Origin of the sequence: Bradyrhizobium sp. 192, assembly GCF_023100965.1 — a bacterium.
In the GTDB taxonomy this organism is placed as follows: domain Bacteria; phylum Pseudomonadota; class Alphaproteobacteria; order Rhizobiales; family Xanthobacteraceae; genus Bradyrhizobium; species Bradyrhizobium symbiodeficiens.
Window position 1 is genome coordinate 2721008 of record NZ_CP064690.1, and the last position, 19034, is coordinate 2740041.

General features: G+C 61.8%; 12 protein-coding genes. 5 read left to right on the top strand and 7 right to left on the bottom strand.

Annotated elements, in window-relative coordinates; genetic code table 11:
• The 3 genes from IVB24_RS12325 to IVB24_RS12335 are packed head-to-tail and all read left to right on the top strand — an operon-like array spanning position 1 to position 3539.
• Complete coding sequence (locus tag IVB24_RS12325) at positions 1-1335, top strand: hypothetical protein (protein WP_247773026.1); 1335 nt, start codon at positions 1-3, stop codon at positions 1333-1335.
• A 6-nt stretch (positions 1336-1341) separates the two neighbouring features.
• Entirely contained in the window at positions 1342-2451 is a 1110-nt protein-coding gene (locus IVB24_RS12330) for an acyltransferase (RefSeq protein ID WP_244642897.1), read from the top strand.
• Positions 2448-3539, top strand: coding sequence for an acyltransferase (locus IVB24_RS12335; RefSeq protein ID WP_247774080.1), 1092 nt, complete (start codon positions 2448-2450; stop codon positions 3537-3539). The genes IVB24_RS12330 and IVB24_RS12335 overlap by 4 nt, the downstream gene beginning before the upstream one ends.
• A 21-nt stretch (positions 3540-3560) precedes the next feature.
• Here the strand turns inward: IVB24_RS12335 and IVB24_RS12340 are convergent, their stop codons facing one another.
• Positions 3561-4706 (bottom strand): glycosyltransferase family 4 protein, encoded by a 1146-nt coding sequence (locus IVB24_RS12340; RefSeq protein WP_247773027.1) that lies wholly within the window; start codon positions 4704-4706, stop codon positions 3561-3563.
• A 220-nt stretch (positions 4707-4926) separates the two neighbouring features.
• Between IVB24_RS12340 and IVB24_RS12345 the strand changes: the two genes are divergently transcribed.
• Together IVB24_RS12345 and IVB24_RS12350 are read left to right on the top strand one after the other, a co-directional pair.
• Positions 4927-6384: a lipopolysaccharide biosynthesis protein gene (locus IVB24_RS12345; RefSeq protein WP_166466821.1), complete on the top strand. Its 1458-nt coding sequence runs from the start codon at positions 4927-4929 to the stop codon at positions 6382-6384.
• Positions 6385-6403: 19 nt separating this feature from the next.
• Positions 6404-7765, top strand: a complete 1362-nt coding sequence (locus IVB24_RS12350; protein WP_247773028.1) for a polysaccharide pyruvyl transferase family protein — start codon at positions 6404-6406, stop codon at positions 7763-7765.
• A 25-nt stretch (positions 7766-7790) separates the two neighbouring features.
• On the opposite strand, the gene IVB24_RS12355 is transcribed toward IVB24_RS12350, so the two are convergent.
• The 6 genes from IVB24_RS12355 to IVB24_RS12380 all read right to left on the bottom strand — a co-directional run bounded on the left by IVB24_RS12355 (position 7791) and on the right by IVB24_RS12380 (position 18808).
• Positions 7791-8915: an acyltransferase gene (locus IVB24_RS12355; protein WP_166466818.1), complete on the bottom strand. Its 1125-nt coding sequence runs from the start codon at positions 8913-8915 to the stop codon at positions 7791-7793.
• A gap of 255 nt (positions 8916-9170) precedes the next feature.
• The gene (locus IVB24_RS12360; RefSeq protein ID WP_247773029.1) at positions 9171-13076 is read right to left on the bottom strand and encodes an RHS repeat protein; all 3906 of its coding nucleotides are present in this window, start codon (positions 13074-13076) and stop codon (positions 9171-9173) included.
• Positions 13077-13638: 562 nt separating this feature from the next.
• On the bottom strand, positions 13639-15030 hold the full coding sequence (locus IVB24_RS12365) for a hypothetical protein (protein WP_247773030.1): 1392 nt from the start codon (positions 15028-15030) through the stop codon (positions 13639-13641).
• On the bottom strand, positions 15027-16301 hold the full coding sequence (locus tag IVB24_RS12370; RefSeq protein WP_247773031.1) for a glycosyltransferase family 4 protein: 1275 nt from the start codon (positions 16299-16301) through the stop codon (positions 15027-15029). The genes IVB24_RS12365 and IVB24_RS12370 overlap by 4 nt, the downstream gene beginning before the upstream one ends.
• 30 nt (positions 16302-16331) lie before the next feature.
• The gene (locus IVB24_RS12375) at positions 16332-17669 is read right to left on the bottom strand and encodes a cellulase family glycosylhydrolase (protein ID WP_247773032.1); all 1338 of its coding nucleotides are present in this window, start codon (positions 17667-17669) and stop codon (positions 16332-16334) included.
• On the bottom strand, positions 17669-18808 hold the full coding sequence (locus IVB24_RS12380) for a glycosyltransferase (protein ID WP_247773033.1): 1140 nt from the start codon (positions 18806-18808) through the stop codon (positions 17669-17671). The genes IVB24_RS12375 and IVB24_RS12380 overlap by 1 nt, the downstream gene beginning before the upstream one ends.
• Positions 18809-19034 lie beyond the last annotated feature (226 nt).

Genomic DNA, 19034 nt, shown 5'->3' on the forward strand with positions numbered 1-19034 from the left:
ATGACGATCCTCGCGCTGCATCGGCCGAAAATCACGTTGATCAGCCTCAACATCGAGGCAATCGCGCTCGGGGTCTATCTGGTCCGCGACGCCTTCGGCGGCGTGATCCGTTATTACACCAGCATCTACCACGTGGACCCGCTCTGGTACCTGCCTGACGGCGTTGCGCTTCTGTGCCTGGCCCAGTTCTTCGTGCATTGCATTCTGCGCAATCGCAGCACCCTGGCGCTGTTGGTGCTTGTGCAGATCATGTTGTCGCTCGTGCTCGGCTACTTCTTTATGGGGACGACGAACGCTGCGATCTCGTCGTTCAAGATGATGCTGCCGGTGTTCGTCGGATTCTGCTTCTGTGATTCGAGTCTCGGCTCGTACAAGAAGCTGCTGTCGGTCATCGCCGTGACGTTCTACCTCTCCGTCATCGGAGTGTTGCTGACCAAATTCTATCTCATGCCCTGGGTCGGGTATAAATACGAGTCCTTCGGCGCGGTTCGGGAGGCGGGCCGGCTGTGGTGGGCCTATGGCGGCGACGACCAGCGTCTGATGGGTTTTGCGGCCGACAACACCATGGCCGCCTTCTTCATCCTGGTGTCGTTCGCGATCACGTCCATTCGAATGAGCACCACGTGGTGCCTCTTATTCGGTTCCATCGCGATCTATACCATCAAGCTGACCACGAGCAAGACGACGATGATCGTCCTCGTACTGTATCTGCTCCTGCTCGTGTTCGTGCGGATGCTGCCGGAGAGGTCGCGCTTTCCAGCAATCAGGGGCATCGCGCAGTGGTCCTTTGCCGCGATCTTCGTTCCGTTCTTCATGATCGTGGTCGCGTCCGGCACCGCTGCGGTTCCGCATTCGACCTTGTTCAGCATCGTCGATCGCATCAACAACAGCTGGCAGTTGCCGTTCGTCTACATGAACCAGCTGATGCCGATCGGTCTGGTGACCGGCTGCGGCGCGGGCTGCTTCAACTATCCGCAGAAGCTGTTCTCGCCGCTCGCGCACTTCTGGGTGCCCGTCGACAATTTCTACATCGGGACCTACCTGATGTTCGGTCTGCCGTTCGTCGCGTTCATGGTGATGGTGTTCAGGGCGACATTCGGCGCGACCGACGTGTACAAGCTGACGCTGATCTTCGTCGTCAACCTGTTCACGATCACGGTGTTGAACTACGGTCCGGCATCCGGCCTCCTGATCATCGCATTGAGCTTCAGCGAAGTGTTCTCGCGCCGCGCGGCCTCCGCGCGGGCGGGCGACGCCGTGCCGGTTGTCGTGCGGCCGATGCCGTCATTGGAAGGCTTTCGTCCGGATATGCCGGCGGCGAGCGGAGGCAGGTGAGAACGGATGATGCATAGACGGCTCGCATTTATCGACACGCTGCGCGGCATTGCCGTGTTGTCGGTCCTGGTCCAGCATGTGTTCGAGGTGATCGTCGAGAAGCACCCGACGGGTGCCTATTACTGGCCCATCCACGATGTGTTCGGCTACTACATGAACTTTGGCCGCTTTGGCGTGGTGTTGTTCTTCTTCGTCAGCGGCTTTGTCATTCCGTTCAGCTTCCCGGACAGCGCCACGCCCGTGCGGGATTTTGCGATCAGCCGCTTCTTCAGGCTCTACCCGGCTTACTGGACCTCGCTCATAGTCGGCCTCGTGACGATGCAGTTGCTGGATTCGAAGATCTATCCGCTCGGGCAGATCGCCGCGAACGTGACGATGTTGCAGACCTTCGTGAACATCCCGAACCTCTGGGTGTTCTATTGGACGCTGGCGATCGAGCTGCTGTTCTATTTCGGATGCACCATCCTGTTCGCGATGGGGCTGCTGAACCGACGCTTCACTGCGGTGACGATCGTCGTTGCGGCCGCGCTGGTCGGAACCACCGCTGCGCTCCTGGTGGAGAACAGGGCCGTTTCCTCGGTGATGGAGGTCGGGCTGAACCTGTCGGCGATGTTCCTGGGCAAGATCATCCGCGACACCGTCATCGGCGGAAAGCTGCGATGGTCCCACGTGGCGGTCTGCACGCTCCTGTATGCGATCTTCGCCATCGCCCTCGCCGACCGGCGGTTCGGAGGCGTGTACCACGAGAACTTCTTCCACAGTTATTCGATCGCAGCAGCCTATGTCTGCGCGGCGCTCGTCTTCATCGGTTTTGCCGTGTTCGGTGAGAGAATGTCGTGGCGGCCGATGGCGTTCGTCGGCGTGATCAGTTATTCGGTCTATCTGATGTCGCCGTTCGTGATCGTCTTCATCCATCGCCTCGTCTGGTTCGGCGACGGGCCGCTCGGATGGTCGATCTTCTTGACCCTGATCTTGGCGTTGTCGATCCTGGTCAGCTGGATGACGTTTACATACATCGAGAAGCCCAGCATCGCCTTCGGACAAAGGTTTCGCTCGGCACGGAGAAAGAAGGTCGTTCTCGAACCTGCGCTCAGTACCCAGGGTGCTGCGGAATGAGCAAAGCGCCGCACCAGTCGGGCGCCGCCTATGACGGATCGTTCGTTCCGTCAGTGCAGGGGCTACGCGGCATTGCGGCGCTGAGCGTGCTGATGGATCATTTCTACGACATGCCGAAGGGAGGCATGTACGACATCCCGGATCCCGGCTTCCTGCCGCCGCTCTGGCTCTGGCTACAATCGGTGATCAATGTCGGCGGACATGGGGTCGAGCTGTTCTTCATGATCAGCGGCTTCCTGATCCCGGCCAGCCTGGTGCGGCACGGCTCGCTGTCGCGATTCTTCTTCGATCGTGTCCTGCGCATCATGCCGGTGTTCGTCGTCCTGCATCTTGCGCTGTTCGCGATAGGTCCGATCGTCGGCTACAAGTTCTTCCGTGGAATCGACCTGACGAGCTATCTCGGAATTTTCGCGGCCAATCTTTTCTTCGTCCAGGACGCGCTTGGCTTGCCCATTGCCCAGCAGAACGCCTGGACACTGACCTATGAGTGGGCTTTCTACATCTGGTTTGCAATGACGTTTTCGATGCTCCGCGTCGGAGGCAGGATACTGGCAGCCCCCCTGATCCTGCTGGGCATCGCTTGCCTGCTGCATTGGCCGATCACAGCGTTCTTCTGCGTTGGTATGCTCGTCAGCGCCACTGGCTTTCGCATTCGTATTCCGGGACGTCTCGGCTTGGCCGTGGGCCTGGCTTGCGGAGCGGCCATGTATGCAAGCCTGGTGCTGTTTCACCCGTTCGTGGGGCTGCTTCCCGGATTCCTGCTGTTCGGCATGGTGCTTGCCCCGGAGTCGGGCCTCGGCAAGGCTCTGAGCGCGCCAGCCCTGCAATATGTCGGCAAGATCAGCTACAGCCTCTATCTCGTGCATCCGTTCGTGCTCTTCCCATTGCAGGTGATCGGCCTGAAGCTGGTCGCAGCCGGAGTCGATCGCTGGCTGCTGTGGGCCGCCTTCATCGTGCTCGGGCTGGTGATGTCGTTGGTCGCAAGCGCGATCAGTTATGAGCTGATCGAGGTCAGGCTGAGGCGCCTGCTGGATGGAGCGATCCGCGGCATGTTCTTTCGACCGTTGAAGGTCGGGCAATCGGTTTGAGTGACCGCGTGCCTGTCGCGGTCAGCTCACGGTACGGCCGGCGAGCTTGTGATAGGACCCCAGCAGCTGTTCGGCGATGCGGTCCCAGTTCAGGAGGCCGGCCGCGGTTTGCCGTGCGCCGTCGGTCAATGTCGCGGCAAGCGGCTTCGAGGTCAGCACGCGTTCGAGTGCATCGGCCAATGCAGTGGCGTCGCCCGGAGGAACCAGCAGCCCGTTGACTCCGTCGGTGACGACGTCGGGAATGCCGCCGGTGGCGCTGGCAACGACGGGACGAGCATTGCCGTAAGCGGAGGCAAGCACGCCGCTCTGCGTTGCATCCTTGTAGGGCAGGGCGACCACGGTGGCGGATTGAAACAGCTGTCCGGTGTCGGCGGGCGAAATGTAGGCGTTGATGGTCTTGACCGTCGGCATCGCTTCCATCCGCGCGCCGAGCCGTGTCATCTCGGGGCCGCGGCCGGCGACGATCGCCTCATGTGCCACACCGCGCTTGACCAACATGTCGATCGCGTCGATGAAGACGTCGAGGCCCTTGTAGGCCCACATCCGTCCAAAAAACAGGATGCGCGCAGCCTCTGGCATAGCGACCGTCCCCCGGGCTGGTGGAACCATGAGCACGCCGTGCATGCTGGAGACCGTTGCGCCGTTGAAGCCGGGCGAGGCGCGACGAAAATCGGCAATGCAACTCTCGCCATGTGTCGTGACGACCGACGCGGCGGCGCGCATGCGTCCGCGCCAGCCGTCTTCACGTGGCGAGGTGCCGGAGCCGCCTTCCGAATGCGGGATAGCATCGTGAACCGTCAGCACCAGGGGAATGCCGAGCGGGCGTAGGAACTGGATCAGCTTGGACGTGTAGATCTCCGGAACTTCGTGACAATGAACGACGTCCGGACGAAACGAAATTATATCGAAGAAAGAGGCCGGGATGCCGATCACGCCGCCGCGGCGCAGGCTCAAATCGCGAACCCGGGTTTCGAAGGGAGCCGCAACGGCAATATCGGCCAGTTCCCATTGCTGGTTGGCATCCTTGCGGTTGAGCACGAGCCTGACGTCGCAATGGTGAGCCAATCCCGAAGCGAGCCGGTAGGAATATTCTGCAAAATGCGGTGCGTAGATCGCCACACGCAAGCGCCTGGAATTGGAGATAGAACGCGGGGCGGACGAATTCATCAAGGCATCCATTTTGCATCACATCGCAGAGAGCGATTGGAGTGTAGTCCACGATTTGAACTCACTTCCACTCTAAATCGGAATCGTGATGGCGCTCATCTGATTGCCATCACTCCGTCGTAATGTAGCGAGCAATCAGTCGCCTTTGTGAGCGGCGACAAGCGGTGGCGCGTCATCATCATTGTCGCGTCGTCTGGGTCGAAATTGGGTCGAATTGTTGATGAACGTCACTCGAGGCAGGCAACATCAGGTCGTGGTGGCGCTGTTTTGGTCGCTTGCGCAGAATTGGGGCGGCCGCGCATTGTCGTTCGTACTGTTCCTGGTGTTGGCTCGGCTGCTGGATCCCGCGGACTTCGGCCTTGCTGCGCTGGTCGCCTTCGTCCTGCTGCTTTTGAGCTCCATCGCGGAATTCGGCTTCGGTGATGCGTTGATCCAGCGGCGGACGCTCGAGCCCGCCGACGTGACGCTGCCGTTCTTCTGCTCGTTTGCGGCCTCGTTGCTGCTGGCCGTTCTGATTGCTCTACTCGCGCCCCATATCGAGCGTTGGCTCGACGTGAAGGGGCTCGCGCCGCTGCTGACGGCCGCCAGTCTCTCGCTTCCGATCGGTACCGCGACCCTGTTCCAGGAGGCGCTCTACAAGCGCCAGATGGACTTTCGCGTGCTCGCGGTCAGGACCATGGTGGCGACAGCCGTCTCCGGCGTCGTGGGGATCGCCTGTGCCTATGCCGGGTTTGGCGCCCTCAGTCTCGTGATCCAGGTGGTCGTTCAGAGCGCAATCAGCGGCTTGTGGCTCTGGAGCCAGCCGCGATGGTTGCCGATGCGCAGCTACGATCTGAAGAGCTTCCGCGAGCTCTCCGGCTACAGCATCCACGTCGTGCTGAACAGGCTGCTGGACTTCGCCATCGTTCGGACGATCGACATGATCATCCTGTCGCTCTATGGCGTAGCGGCGCTCGGCATCTACACGGTCGGGGCGAGGGTCTACCTGATCCTGATGCAACTGCTCACCCAGGCTGTCATGGACGTCGCATTGAGCGCCTTGTCCAAAATCGCGCACGAGCGGGACCGCATCGCAGGCGCTTATCTGCGCAGCGTCAGTCTCGGCGCGCTGATCGGATCTCCGGTCTTCGTGCTGCTCGCGGCGATCGCGCCGGAGTTCTCCCTGCTGCTGTTTGGCGCGAAATGGGGCGGCAGCGAAGCGGTGATGCGGCCGCTGATGCTGATTGGCGCGGTCCAGACGGTGCAGTTCGTCAACAGCGCCTATTTTGGCGCCCTGGGGAAGCCGAACTACGTCTTTGCGCTCAACATCCTGAAATTCTGTACGGTCGTGCCGGCCATGTTCCTGCTTCCTTCGCACGACATTGGTCAACTGGCCACGATCTTCGCGTTCTCGCAGCTCGTGGTGACCCCCGTCACGTTTGCGCTGGCCCTTCGGCTGCTTGGCCTGAGCTGGAGCCAGTTTCTGCGTCCCATTGCAGGCTGCCTTTGCGCCATCGTTCTGGCCTACGGCGCGGTCGTGCTGTGCCGGGAGGCGACGCCGGGCATGAACCCCTATTTGCGGATTGGGCTGCTGTCGTCCTGTTTTGGGGTGACCTATCTGACGGGCATTCTGCTGTTCTGGCGGAAACAGCTCCTTTCCCTGATTGATTTCGTCGTGAAGCGCGGTGCGACCGCTTGATGAAGACGAGGAGAATGTCGTGAAGCAATTGATCCCGGTGCCCGTACGCAGGCAACTCCGAGGCTGGCTCAACAGCGCCAAGAATACGCCGTTGGCGCTCGATTTGCTCGAGCTGCGCAGATGGCAGAACGCCCGGAGGGACATCGGCGTCAACGCAGCGCCGCGTAACGACCCGCGCCGGCTCGTCGTGCTTCCTTCCGATCCCTGGAGCATTCGTCAGTCGCGCGGCGATGAGGCCATGATCGAAGCGGCCACCGGGGAGGTGAGGCGGACCTATCCGAACCTCGAGGTCTACATCGTCACCGCGACCGCAGCGGCCAGCGCGGACGTGCGCGCGATGGGTTTCAAGGCGCTCGAACTCTGGCGACAGCCATTCTCATACGAGACGGTGGCGCAGGAGCTGTCGCTCACCAGGCCGGATTTCGGGCTGGTTCTCGGCGCCGACGTCCTTGACGGCTACTATTCTCCGGTCGATGCCGCGCGCATGCTGCTCGTCGCCGACCTGATGGCTGCGTTCGGCGCCAAGGTCAGCGTGCTCGGATTCAGTTTCAATTCGCGCCCGGCAAAGGCGCTGCGCGAGGTGTTCCGGCTGCTGGATCCGGGCGTGGTCCTGAACCTGCGCGATGCGATATCCCTTCAGCGTTTCGACGATTTCGCCCGGAAACGCGCCCATCTGGTCGCCGACGCGGCGTTCATGCTGACGCCGCGGGCGGACACGGCCGCAGTGAAGCAGATCGCGGCGTCGATCGCGCGACAACGCGAGCAAGGTCGCAAGGTCTTCGTCTTCAATATCCATCCGATGTTGTTCAGGAAGCCGGAGCCGGCCAAGCTGCGGCAGATGATAGAGCTCGCGGCGGTCGCCATGGAGCGGCTGTCTCGGGAGCACAATGCAAGCTGGCTGTTGCTCGCACACGATTACCGCCCCGAGATCGCCGACGATAACTGTCTTCGGCCGCTGGCTGACCGCCTCAAGCCCACGCTCGGCGATCACGTGCACCATGTCGATCAGGCGCTATCGGCGGGCGAGATCAAGGCCGTCGTCGGTCTGGTCGACGGCGTGATCACCGGCCGCATGCATCTGGCGATTGCGGCGCTGGGTCAGGGAACGCCCGTCGCTGCGATCACCTATCAGGACAAGTTCCAGGGCCTGTTCGCACACTTCGGCGTCAGCGAATCGCTGTTGCTCTCGCCGGCCCAGTTCCTGGTCGACAACAGCTTTGAGAAGTTCGTGCTGCACTTCCTGGGCGCACACGAAACCGTCGGCGGGAAGGTGCGTAAAATGTTGCCTGATGTCATGGAGCTGTCCCGCGCCAACATCGCACCGCTCCTGGGCGAGAGCGCGATGCGGGCCGTGCCGGAGGCCGACGGCAAGGTCGCTTGAACGCCCTCATGTCATCGGCAGGCGGTCAGTTGACCGCCCGTTCGGTGGTGTTGTCAAAGCGGACGGAGGTGTCGGTTGCGGCCGCCTTGCGCGAGGATGCGGCACCGATGTCGGCCCAGCGGTTGACGAAGCGCCGCGCCGGATTCTCGAAATAGGCGTAGGTGCGGTCCGCGATGACGGTCAGGACCACACAGCACGCCAGGGCGAACATGCCGAACTGATCAGGCCGCAGTCCGAGCCAGGTCCACAACGGCTTGAACACGGCAATGAGGACCGCATCATGCAGCATGTAGATCGCATATGAGGTGTTGCCGAGCCGTCCGAGCAGGCGGGCACCCGGAAACTGCTTGAAGGCGCTTTCGCCGACCGCAGTGAGCAGGATCGCGCAGGAGAAAAGGACAATGGCCAGATCCGGCTTGGCGAAGACGTTGAGGACGAGCACGGAGAGGCCGAACGTGCCGATGCCGGCGAAGATCATCCGCTTGTGCCGATAGGGATGCGACATCCGGAATAGAATGGCGAGCAGGATGCCATTAAGGAAGCTCGGCAGCGCGCGGAGCATCCCGTAGTCGAAATTGGCGCCATACATCTGCGACCGTTCCTGCCAGATCGGCAGATGGCCGTGGGCAAGGACCAGATAGAGCGCTGCCACGATCGCGCCAAGCACGATCGGCTGGACCTTGCGCGCAAGCAGCATCAGCAGCGGAAAGACCAGATAGCAGAAGAATTCCGCGCTGATCGACCAGGACGGCGAGTTGAAGCTGAGATGGTTGGTGACGCCCCAGGCCTGGAGCAGCAGAAGGTTGTACAGGAAGTCCACAGGGGTCGAGCGGGCCGTGCGCTCCAGGCCGACGCCGATGAGCACCACGAAGATGAGCAAGCTCAGCAGATGTAGTGGATAGATCCGCGCAATGCGACGGATCATGAACCGGGAATAGGCCGCCACGCCACGCGCGTCCGACGGGTATGAATAGGAGATCACGAAGCCGGACAGGATGAAGAACATGTCCACGAACAGGCCGTAGGACCCGTTCCAGGCCGGCGAAATGCCCGTGTCGATCAGCTTCAGGTGGAAGATGAAGACCCCGAGCGCGGCGACGAAGCGGTAGAAGTCGAGAACGACGAAACGTCTTGCTTCACTGGCTTCCATCGGGCCTCGGAGTCCTTGCGCGGTTCATCCCTCTTCTAGAGTCGAATTGTGACGCAAGTTCGCTGGATGGAGCGGTGGAGGCAGCTTGATCCCGGATCGTTCAGCCTCGAGTTCCTCGGACCATCTTGTCAGGGAAGCGAACGTCTTCATCGTCCCAACGCTGCCTCTTGATGAGGCAGACGCCAAGTGAGCTGGCCGGGACCTTGACTGGTCCCGGCCAGCGTCGAGGTTGACGCAGCCGTCGGTCCGCCCAGCTCAGACGAACAGGAAGTCGTGGCTCGTCAGGCTGGAGACATAGACGTTCTTCAGCAGGATCGAATCATCGGCCGAAAACGTGATCAGCGCGTTCGTGCCGGATTGCGTGATCTGCAGGTGACTGTAGTCCGCAGCCAACAGCTTCGAGATCTGGACCACGTCATGGGTTGTGCCGTCGCCGGCCTGGAAGTTGAGGATCTGGTCCTGGCCATGATCGTAGGCGATGGTGGTCGAGTTCGGCGCGGCCGAGAACACGTCGTTGCCGGCCCCGCCCTGGATCGTCACGCCGCCGGCGACGGCCGTGACATTGTGGGTGCCGTCGGCCTTGCTCTGATCGAAGAATTGCAGCGCGCTGGCAGAGTTGTAGTTCTCGTGCTGCGTCGTGCCGGTCTGTCCGTTGAAGTTGAACAGGAAGACGTCCTTGGAGCCGTCGGTATTGTTGGCGATCTCCTGGGTCTTGGTGCCGGCGCTGTTGTAGATGTCGGTCAGCTTGCTGCCATCGTCATGGATGACCTGGGTATAGTCCAGAGTACCGTCGGCTTGGGTCCGGGTGAGCTCGACCATCTTGCCGGAGGCATCGAGGTGCTGATGCTGGGTCGTGTACGACTGCCCGGTGATGTTGTAGTTCCAGTTGTCGGACGTGCCGTCAGCGTTCTTGATGTAGGCAGCGCTCTTCACGCCGCCGCTATAGACTGTCGTGGAGCTGTAACCGTCGCTCTTGGTCGTCACCTCGCTGGTGATGACGCCGTGGGCGTCGTACCAGTCGGAGGTCTTGGTGCCGTCGGCGCTCTGCTTCAGCGTGAAGGCCAGGCTGTTGTCCGCGTGGGTGCGAACGATATCGGTGAGGAAGCCGGCCGAATCGTAGCTGTCGTGCTCGTTCGTGTAGGTCTGGCCGACGACGTTGAACTGAAAGACGTCCTTCGAACCGTCGGCGTGATAGTCGGTTTCCGTCTTCTTGACGCCTGATGCATCGTAGTTGGTGACCACGCTGCTGCCGTCGCTATCGACGATTTGGGTGTAGTCGAGCGAGTTGTCGGCATGCCAGCGGGTCACCTCGGTGGTCTGGCCGGATGGATCGAGGTGCTGGTACTGCGTGGTATAGCTCTGCCCGGTGATGTTATAGCTGTAATTGTCGTGACTCATGTCCGCGTTGGTGATGTAGGTCGCGGTCTTCACGCCGTTGGTGTACACCGTGGTCGCGCTGTAGCCGCTCGGCTTCTGGAGCACCTCGCTGGTGAGCACGCCGCTGGCGTCGTACCAGTCCGTGGTCTTGGTCCCATCGGCGCTCTGCAGCAGCTTGAACGCCATGCTGCCGTCGGCGTGCTTGCGTATCAGCGTGGTGAGGAAGCCGGTCGCATCGTAGATGTCGTGCTCGGTGGTGTAGGTCTGGCCGGTGATGTTGAAGAGGAAAACGTCCTTGCTGCCGTCGGCATGGAAGTCGGTTTCCTTGGTCCGCGATCCCGCGGCATCATAATTAGTGACGACGCTGCTGCCGTCGCTGTTGATCACTTGGGTATAGTCGAGCGTGCCGTCGGCATGCTTTCGGGTGACCTCGGTGACCCTGCCGGAGGGATCGACGTGCTGGATCAGCGTGGTGTAGCTCTGGCCGGTGATGCCGTAGGCGGTATTGTCCTGGCTCCCGTCGGCGTTCTTGACATAGGCGTTGGTCTTGACCCCGTTGCTGTAGAGCGTGGTCGAGGAGAAGCCGTCGGCCTTCTGGATCACCTCGCTGGTGAGGCTGCCGGCGGCATTGTACCAATCGGTCGTCTTGGTGCCGTCGGTCGTCTGAATAAGCTTGAAGGCGAGGCTGCCGTCGCTGTGCAATCGCGTCAGGCTGGTGAGGAAGCCGGTGGCGTTGTAGACGTCGTGCTCACTCGCGTAGGTCTGGCCTGTGATGTTGTAGGTCCAGACGTCCTTGCTGTGGTCGGCATGATAGGCGGTCTCGACCAGCTTGACGCCGGTGGCGCTATAGGTGGTGATCACGCTGCTGCCGTCGGCGTTGTAGACTTGGGTCGAGTCCAGCGAGCCGTCGGCATGGCTGCGGGTCACCGAGGTGACCTTTCCGGACGCGTCGAGGTGCTGAACCTGGGCGGTGAAGCTCTTGCCCGTGATGCCGTAGGTGTAATTGTCCTGCGAGCCGTCGGCATTCTTGATGTAGGCGGCGGTCTTCACGCCGCTCGAATAGAGCGTGGTGGAATAATAGCCGTCGGACTTCTGGACCACTTCGCTCAGAAGAGTTCCGGCCGTGTTGTAGGTGTCGGTGGTCCTGGTAGCGTCGGTGCCGACGTGAACGAATTTCGTCTGCACGCCGCCGGTGTAGCTGATCAGGTCCTTGGAACCGTCGGTGTAGGCGACGGTGGTCGAGGTCGGCTGTCCGCTCGGATTCAGCCCGGTGTCCGACTTCGACAGCAACGCTCCATTGGAATTGTAGGTCTTCGTGCTGCTCCAGGTCGCGGCCGTATTAGTCACCGAGAACGAGTATCCGCCCTGGATCTTGGAGAGAGCGCCGCCGTAATGGGCGATCATGTAGTCCATGGTCGCCTTCGAGGCGACCGGCAGGACGTGAGAATCGGTCAGCGTGATCGTCTGAAGCGCCGTCGAGTCGCTGAGGTCGGACAGTTGCGGCACGATCTCGGTTGCGGTGCCGCTGACGCTGGTCCTTGTGTCCGGCGGAGTCGTGGTGGTCGGAGGCGCGTCGATCTCGATGATCAGCGGGTGATCGCTGACCGGAATAGTGATCGTGCTGACGTCGGTATAGCTGGCGATCGCAGTGGTTCCCGTCAGCGTGTCGTACACCTTGACCGAATGATGCACGCCGCCGAGGTTCACGGTGACCGTCTGAGCCGGATTGGAGACCTCGGTATCGGTGGGATCGTTCCAGAGCTTCGGCTCCGCCCACACGACGAGCTCGTAAGCGCCGTTGCTCTTGCCGAGCACCATGCTGTTGCCGTTGGCCGGCATGTTGCTCAGGGTGTAGTTCAGTGGATCAGTCGGCTGCAGGCTCCCCTTGCCGTCGTCGGCCAGAATGGTCGTCAGGTTGTGAATGGCCGTAGCGGCGAGCTTCGGCGTCCCGTCGGAATTGAACAGTCCGAAATTGGCCTCGGGATTGGTATTGCTGGCTGAGGAGTCGCGGTCGAACAGCTCGTAGAGATAAGTCGCGCTCACGCCCGCCTTGTAGGCATCGACCAGGGTGTTCAGGATCGATTTGGCCTGCACTGTCTCGCTGACGCCGAGATACTGGGTGTTGGCCTGCGTGGTGTAGCCGGTCTCGGTGATGACGACCGGCTTTCCCGGTGCCGCGGTCATGACGGCGCTCAGTGTCGCGGCAAGCGAGCTGCTGGTCGTCAGGCTGGTGCTGACATAGGCATGCGCGTTGGCGTAGTCGACCGAGCCCGACATGTTGCCGAGCTGGCTGTAGCCCTGCGGATCGTTGTAGGCCAGTGACAAATTGTACACGGGGATGCTGCCGAGCGCGGCGTTGCCGTTGACGGCCTGATAGAGCGCGCTCTGGAACTGAGCCGCGGCGGTGAGACTCGAACTGCCATTGTAGCTGAAGGGCTGGTGATTGGCCTCGTTGAGCCCTTCGATGGCGCTGATGCTGCCCGGGTGGCTGGTCGCGAACTTCTGCAGCGAGGCGATGTAGTTCTGCAGCCCGGTTGTGCCGGTCTGGGGCAGCGCGGACGACACCAGGAAGTCGAATTTGTAGCCGGCAGCGGCCAGACCCTCGACGACGGGTTGCGCGGCCGGGGTCCCCATGGCGTCGCGGAGATGGGTGACGCCTAGATACTTGAGGTCATCGACCATCAGCGCGAGATTGTTGTAGCCGGTCCAGCCGAAGCCGGCGTGCGTGTTGACGCCGATGGAGTTGATGAAGCCGCTGGCGGATAGGATGGTTTGATCGGACATTGCACACTCGATTTCAGCGCGAACGAAATTGCTCGCAGGGATTGCGTTCAAGCTTCTCTGTCGAGTGTGAATTTCAGATAAAAATCGAAGCTACAAATCGCGAGCGAAACGCGGTTCCTTGTGCAGGAACAGACGCGCTCTGTGTTGCAGCAGAATATCGATGCGATGCCGGGGCAGCATGGCGTCAGGAAGGCGCTTTCAAGATTTTCGCAATTTGCGCTGCTGAATGTATACGCATGCTGCGCGAATTGGATTTGATATGACAGATTTTAAACGAGTGATCGGCGCGCTTGCGGTGCGCGAGGTCGATAAAGGCAGCAAGACTTTCTCTCGCTCTTCGTCGTTCGAAGTATCTTCCTCTCATTCCCTCGTGCAGCTTGCGCTATCCTGCACGGGAAGTTCGCAGATGCCGCTTCCGTGGGCGGTTAAACTGAGAGATTTGCTCGCAATGGTTGTGGTTACTCAGAGATGGTGCAGCATTCGCTGCTGAAGCACCAAAGGTGATGAGGCAGACGGTTCCTCATCGGAACCCGATTTGCTTTGCCGCTGCCGGTGCGACCAATCAGCCGCGGCGGGCCGACATCAGAAAGTCTCCGCGCCATGCGATGACCGCGGTCGCAATCGCGGCGATCGCGATCTTGCCGGCGAGCCATGCCGCGGGCTCCGTCGGTATCGAACCGAGCGATCCGATCAGGATTGCGGCCAATCCCGCCTGCACGACCAAAGGCCAGCGCGGGAACGCTTCGAACCGCAGGGTAGGACCGAGCGCGACCAATATCGTTGCGAGCGTGGCGAGTGAAGCGCAACTGACCGCCCCTCGCGGCGACAGGCCGGACGACATTGCGATCAGGGCGAAGGACACGACGAGAGCGAGCTGGCCGGCCGCAACGACGACGAGCCTGATCGCCAGCTTCTCGAGGTGGGGAACGACCGCGATCGTTGCCTGCAGATGGGTGTGCAGGAAATAGAAGGCGGCAACCGTCGGCGCCGTCTCCACAAAGCCATCCAGGCTCGCCTGCGGCACCAGGAGACGGGCTGCGTCTGGAATGAATCCAATGAGACCACCGAGCAGCACGAGAGTCGTGCAGATCATGAACTCGAACATCCGCCGCGCCGACTGCACCGATTTTGCGCTGCCTTCGTGTTCGAAGTCGTTGACCAATTCGGGATAGCTCACGGTGTGGATCGCAGCATTGAGGACCCAGAAGGGACGCTGCAGGAGGTCGAGCGCAATCGAGAATCCGGCCCCGGCTCCTGTCGCACCCAGCTGACCAATGACGACGACACGGAGCAGCACCGGAACCGACAGATGGATGACGGACGCGCCCGCTGCGAGCATGCCGTAGCGGGAGAAATCCTTCCAGTCGGCCAGCATGTCCTGCAACGACACGCGCTTCATCGGCGTGCGATAAGCGATAAGGCCGGCAAGGAGGCCGAAGGCCTGCCCGGCAGCAATTCCAATCAGCGCCGCTTCGGCCGTTCCCGAGATCACGCTTCCCGCGGCGGCTCCGGCCAGAAGGGCCGTGGCGCGCAACGCAAGCAGAAAGGAGGAGATACCCAGCCGGTCGGACAGACGGATCGACAGGAAGTAGAGATCCGTCAGGCCCTGAAGCACGGATATGCCGAGGCCCAGCGCGACGATCCCCGTCGGGAGCAGGCTGGCCAGAGACGCGCAGCTTCCGACCACAACGAGCGCGGCCGCGCTCGACAGGCCCGCTGTGAACAGCGACCACCTCAGCCGCGACGCCTCGTTCTCCCTGGCTGCCGCCAGAAACCGCAGTCCGGCCAGCTGCAGCCACTCGAACATCAGGACGCAGAGCAATTGGCTCGAGGCCAGCGCCAGCGAAAAGTTGGTGTAGTCGGCGGCGGGCAGCAGATGGCTGATCGCGAAGATCAGGATGATCGCCGCGGCGCTCTGATAGACGTAGCCCGCCATCGCGAGGAGGCGTGTCATCTCGGAATGAGGCGCTCCTTGCCGACGGTCCGCCCCTGTGGCGCGCCGGAAGTTATAGCGCGCATGCGCGACATTCGCTGGTCGCGCAATTGCTCATACAAGTTCTTATATGAAGACAGAACGTCGGAGAATATCCATTTGTTGGTATCGGCGATGAGGCGCCGGCTGATCTCGTCGATCTTGTGCGGATCTGCTGCGACCGCGAGCATGCTTTTGGCGAGGGATTGCGGATCGGCTTCGGTCAGCCAGCCGGTCACTCCGTGCTCGATGACCTCGGGCATGCCGCCGAAGCGCGTTCCCAGCAGCGGCCTGCCGGCCGCCTTGGCATCGGCGACGACGAGCGGGCCAGGGTCGTGCCAGATCGACGGGGCGATCACCACGTCCACCTGCTTGTAGAAGTCGTCCGGCACCACGAAGCCCATGAACTCGATGCGCGCGTTCGGCGCGAGCGCCCTGAGGCGCCGTTGCTCCTCGTCGCTGACGCGGCCGGCGATCATCATGCGGATGCGGTCCCGTGGCAGCATGGCCAGCGCCCGCATCAAATTGTCGATGCCCTTTTCCTCCGTGAGGCGGCCGATGAATCCGAACGTCACCTCCGTGGTGCAGACCGGACGGGGATAGGGTTCGCGCGGCGGCTCGGTCGAGGCGTTGCGGATCACGGTGCGGATCGGCGTCTCCGAGAACATGCCCATGTCGGTATGAATCGACAGGACGCGCTCGCTCACGCCGACCACGGCGCTGAGCCAATGCGTGGCACGCTTCCGATGGAAGCTCAGAATTCCGCAGCTCGTGCAGGTGTGCTCGCAGGACCGTCCGTTCTCGAAGCGCGAACAGCGCGGGCAGGTCAGGTAATAGTCGTGAAGCGTGTGGAGCACGGGGACCCCGAGCTGGGCGGCAACGCGCCAGACGGCGGTGGTGAGACCCGATAGATTGTTGGAGTGCAGCACGTCCGGCTTGAAGGCCCGGATGCGTTCCGCGATCAGGGGAGCCTGCATCTGCCAGTCGTCGACCGCGTGCCAGATGCTGCGCAATGCGACGTTCTTCTGCTCCGTGAAGGGCAGATACACGTTCCGCACCGGCGCGGAATAGACGTTGATGCCGTCGCAGGTTTCCGGAGCTTGCCCGGGCGTGGATGCGGCCCGGATCACTTCGACCTCGTCACCGCGCTGCACCAGCCCCTCGGCGAAGCGTCGGGCGAAGATCTCGGCGCCGCCGACGATCTTTGGGACCTGAGGCGTCGGATAAAGCGTGGACGTCAAAAGAACTTTCATCGCATCAACCTCATGTCTGTAAAATCGCGACTATCGCGCCGGCCTTATCTCCAGGGCGGGAACGGCACTGTCATTGGCTGCAATCAGGACCGGTGTGCTCGAGACTGGGATCCAGACCCCGGACGCAGGCTTTGCCGTCTGGTCGCACGGCATGGCAAAGCTTGCGCCTTGTTGATCACCCTTGAGCCGGATTTCGTAACGTCGGTCCGGGGTCTCGGACCAGACTGCAATTCTGCTGCCGGAATTCGTCGATGCATTGATCGAAACGACGCCGCTCGCGAGCTCGCGTCGCTCGGAACCCAGGGTGGGGCGAATGAAAGCCCAGGCCCCCTGGGCCGCGCAGGCGACGGGCTTGGGCGAATTGTCGAAACGATAGAGCCCGAAATTATCCTCCAGCTCCGACGGGTTCTTTCCACTGTCCTTGAGTTCGTAGAGCCACATGCCCTTGAGCCAGCGCGTCGCGGTGGACGCCCACAGGATCAGCTGCGCGGTATTGTCGGCCTGGGCCTGCTCACTGACGCCGCATTTGTTGCTGGCCGTGGTCCAGCCCGTCTCGGTGACATAGATCGGGAAGTCAGGATTTCCCGAGGCCTGGGCGACGAGACGGTGAAACGCCGTGAGCCGCTCGATGATCTCGGCCGACGTGCGTTTGCTCGGGCCCATGCAGAAATTGTAAAGATGGATCGAAGCACCGTCCGCATGTTGAAGAATGCCGGTCCGCAGCATCTTCTCGGTCCATGTCCAGCCCGGATCGTCGCCGAGCGCTCCGACCAGGAAAGGCGCATTCGGCGCAACCCGCTTCACCGCCGGTCGCGCGACTTGCGCGAGCGCCAGATAGTTTTCCGGCGAGAACGCGGCATCCTTCTTCGACGCCAGATTCCACTCGTTCCAGAGCTCGAACAGCGGATGCTGCGCCACGACCGATTGCGCCGCCGCAGCAGCATAGTCGGCGAACCGCTGTCGTGCCTCGTCGGTGGTCGGTGGAGAGGAATTCGGAACGAGATGATGGCCAAAGGCAAGGATCAACAAAGGACGCGCGACGCCGGACTTGATCTGCGCTTCCAGCCTGCCGAGCCTGGGCGTGAAGCCCATCCGGCGTCCGCCGACCTCGAAATCCGACCAGGGAAAGTCGTCGCGGAAGGCGTTGAAGCCGAGTTGCTTGATCTGCGCGACGTTCTCCGCAGGCACGTATCCGCGCGCACTCACAGGTCCGCCCAGCCCTTGATGGGTGCCGACGCCCAGCAGAAAGCGGGCATCGAGCGGCTGAGCGTGTTGGGCGCAAGCGGGGACCGAGAGAACAAGGGACGAGACGAGGCCCGCAAGGCGCAGGAGATTGCCGCGAGCCAAGGTGCGTGCGCGTCTTTCCATCAGAAATTCTTGGAGAGGTCCGACTGTAGCCCCGCCTTCGCGTCGATCGGTGCCCGGTCGTCGTGGAGCAGCTCGGCATAGACCTGCTGCAATTGCCCATGCGTCTTCTGAACGTCGTAAAACTGCTTGAACCGGTCGTAGCCGCGCTGTCCCAACACCCTGAGATCGAGATCGAGTGCTCGGCGGAAACCATCGACGAGCGGCTGGACCGCAACGGGCTCGCAAAGCACGCCGGTCACGCCATCGACGACGATCTCGGGCAATGCTCCGCTGCGGAACGCCAGGATGGGTTTGGCCGCGCGCATCGCTTCCAGGGCAACGAGGCCGAAGGCTTCCCATCGTGACGGGATTACGACGAGGTCGGCGGCCTCGAGCTGGGTCTCGATGGTCGGGCGATCGAGCCAGCCCAGCAGGGACACGTTGGACGGGACGCTCGGGCCTTCGTATTTGTTGACGACGGATGCGCCGATCATACGGATCTCCAGCACATCCTCGAGCGAGCGTGCCGCTTCGATCAGGAGATCGAAGCCTTTCTGGCGGTCCAGGCGCCCGATGAACAACACCTTGACCTTTTTGGACGTCCAGTCGGCCGCGACAGGCTGTGGTGTGCGGCTCCTCGAGATGCCGTTATGGACGAGGGTGAGGCGCTCGGCGGGAATCCCGGCGCGGACGGCTTCGTTGAACTCGTCGCCGGAGATGCAAATGATTCGGTCTGACGTGCGCGCAAGAAGGTTCTCCGCCGCTTTCGTCACGAGATGACTGAGGCGGCCGGTCTCGCGTGAAAACGCCCAGCCGTGCGGGCAATAGACGACGCGCGGGCCATCCGAGCGGGCCGCCAGCGCCGGGCGTAGCACGAGGCCAGCAAAGGAGGAATGCAGGTGCACGACATCGGGACGGAAGGCATCCAGCGCTTGCATGCTTGCGCGCAACATCTGGAACAGGCCGGCAACGCCGCGGCCGGATCGCTCGAACGTCGTAATCTGGTTGTCATCGACCGCCGGAAGATCGCGACGATGATCCGACGGCACGACGTAATGCACGTTCCCGGTGCCGAAGCTCGCTTGTTGCTGTGGGTGCAACTCGTTCAGGTAGCTCGCAATCCCGCCACGGATCGTCTCGGCGATGTGCAGCACTTTCATCGTTTGCCTTCCGTAGGAGCGCGTTGGAGAGCCGGACATCGTGAGTCCCTGCTGCGAGTTCGCTAGTGCGAAACACAGTTCCTCGAATCCGTAGCGATATTGGGGCAGCGATGTGGTGATGTTGCGCCAAGCTCTTTGCGCGCCCGATTGTCATAGGAAGAACCAAAATGTTTGGTGGAACCATGTGCATATGCGCGAGTCGCAGCCAGTTGCAAATTGTTTGTGC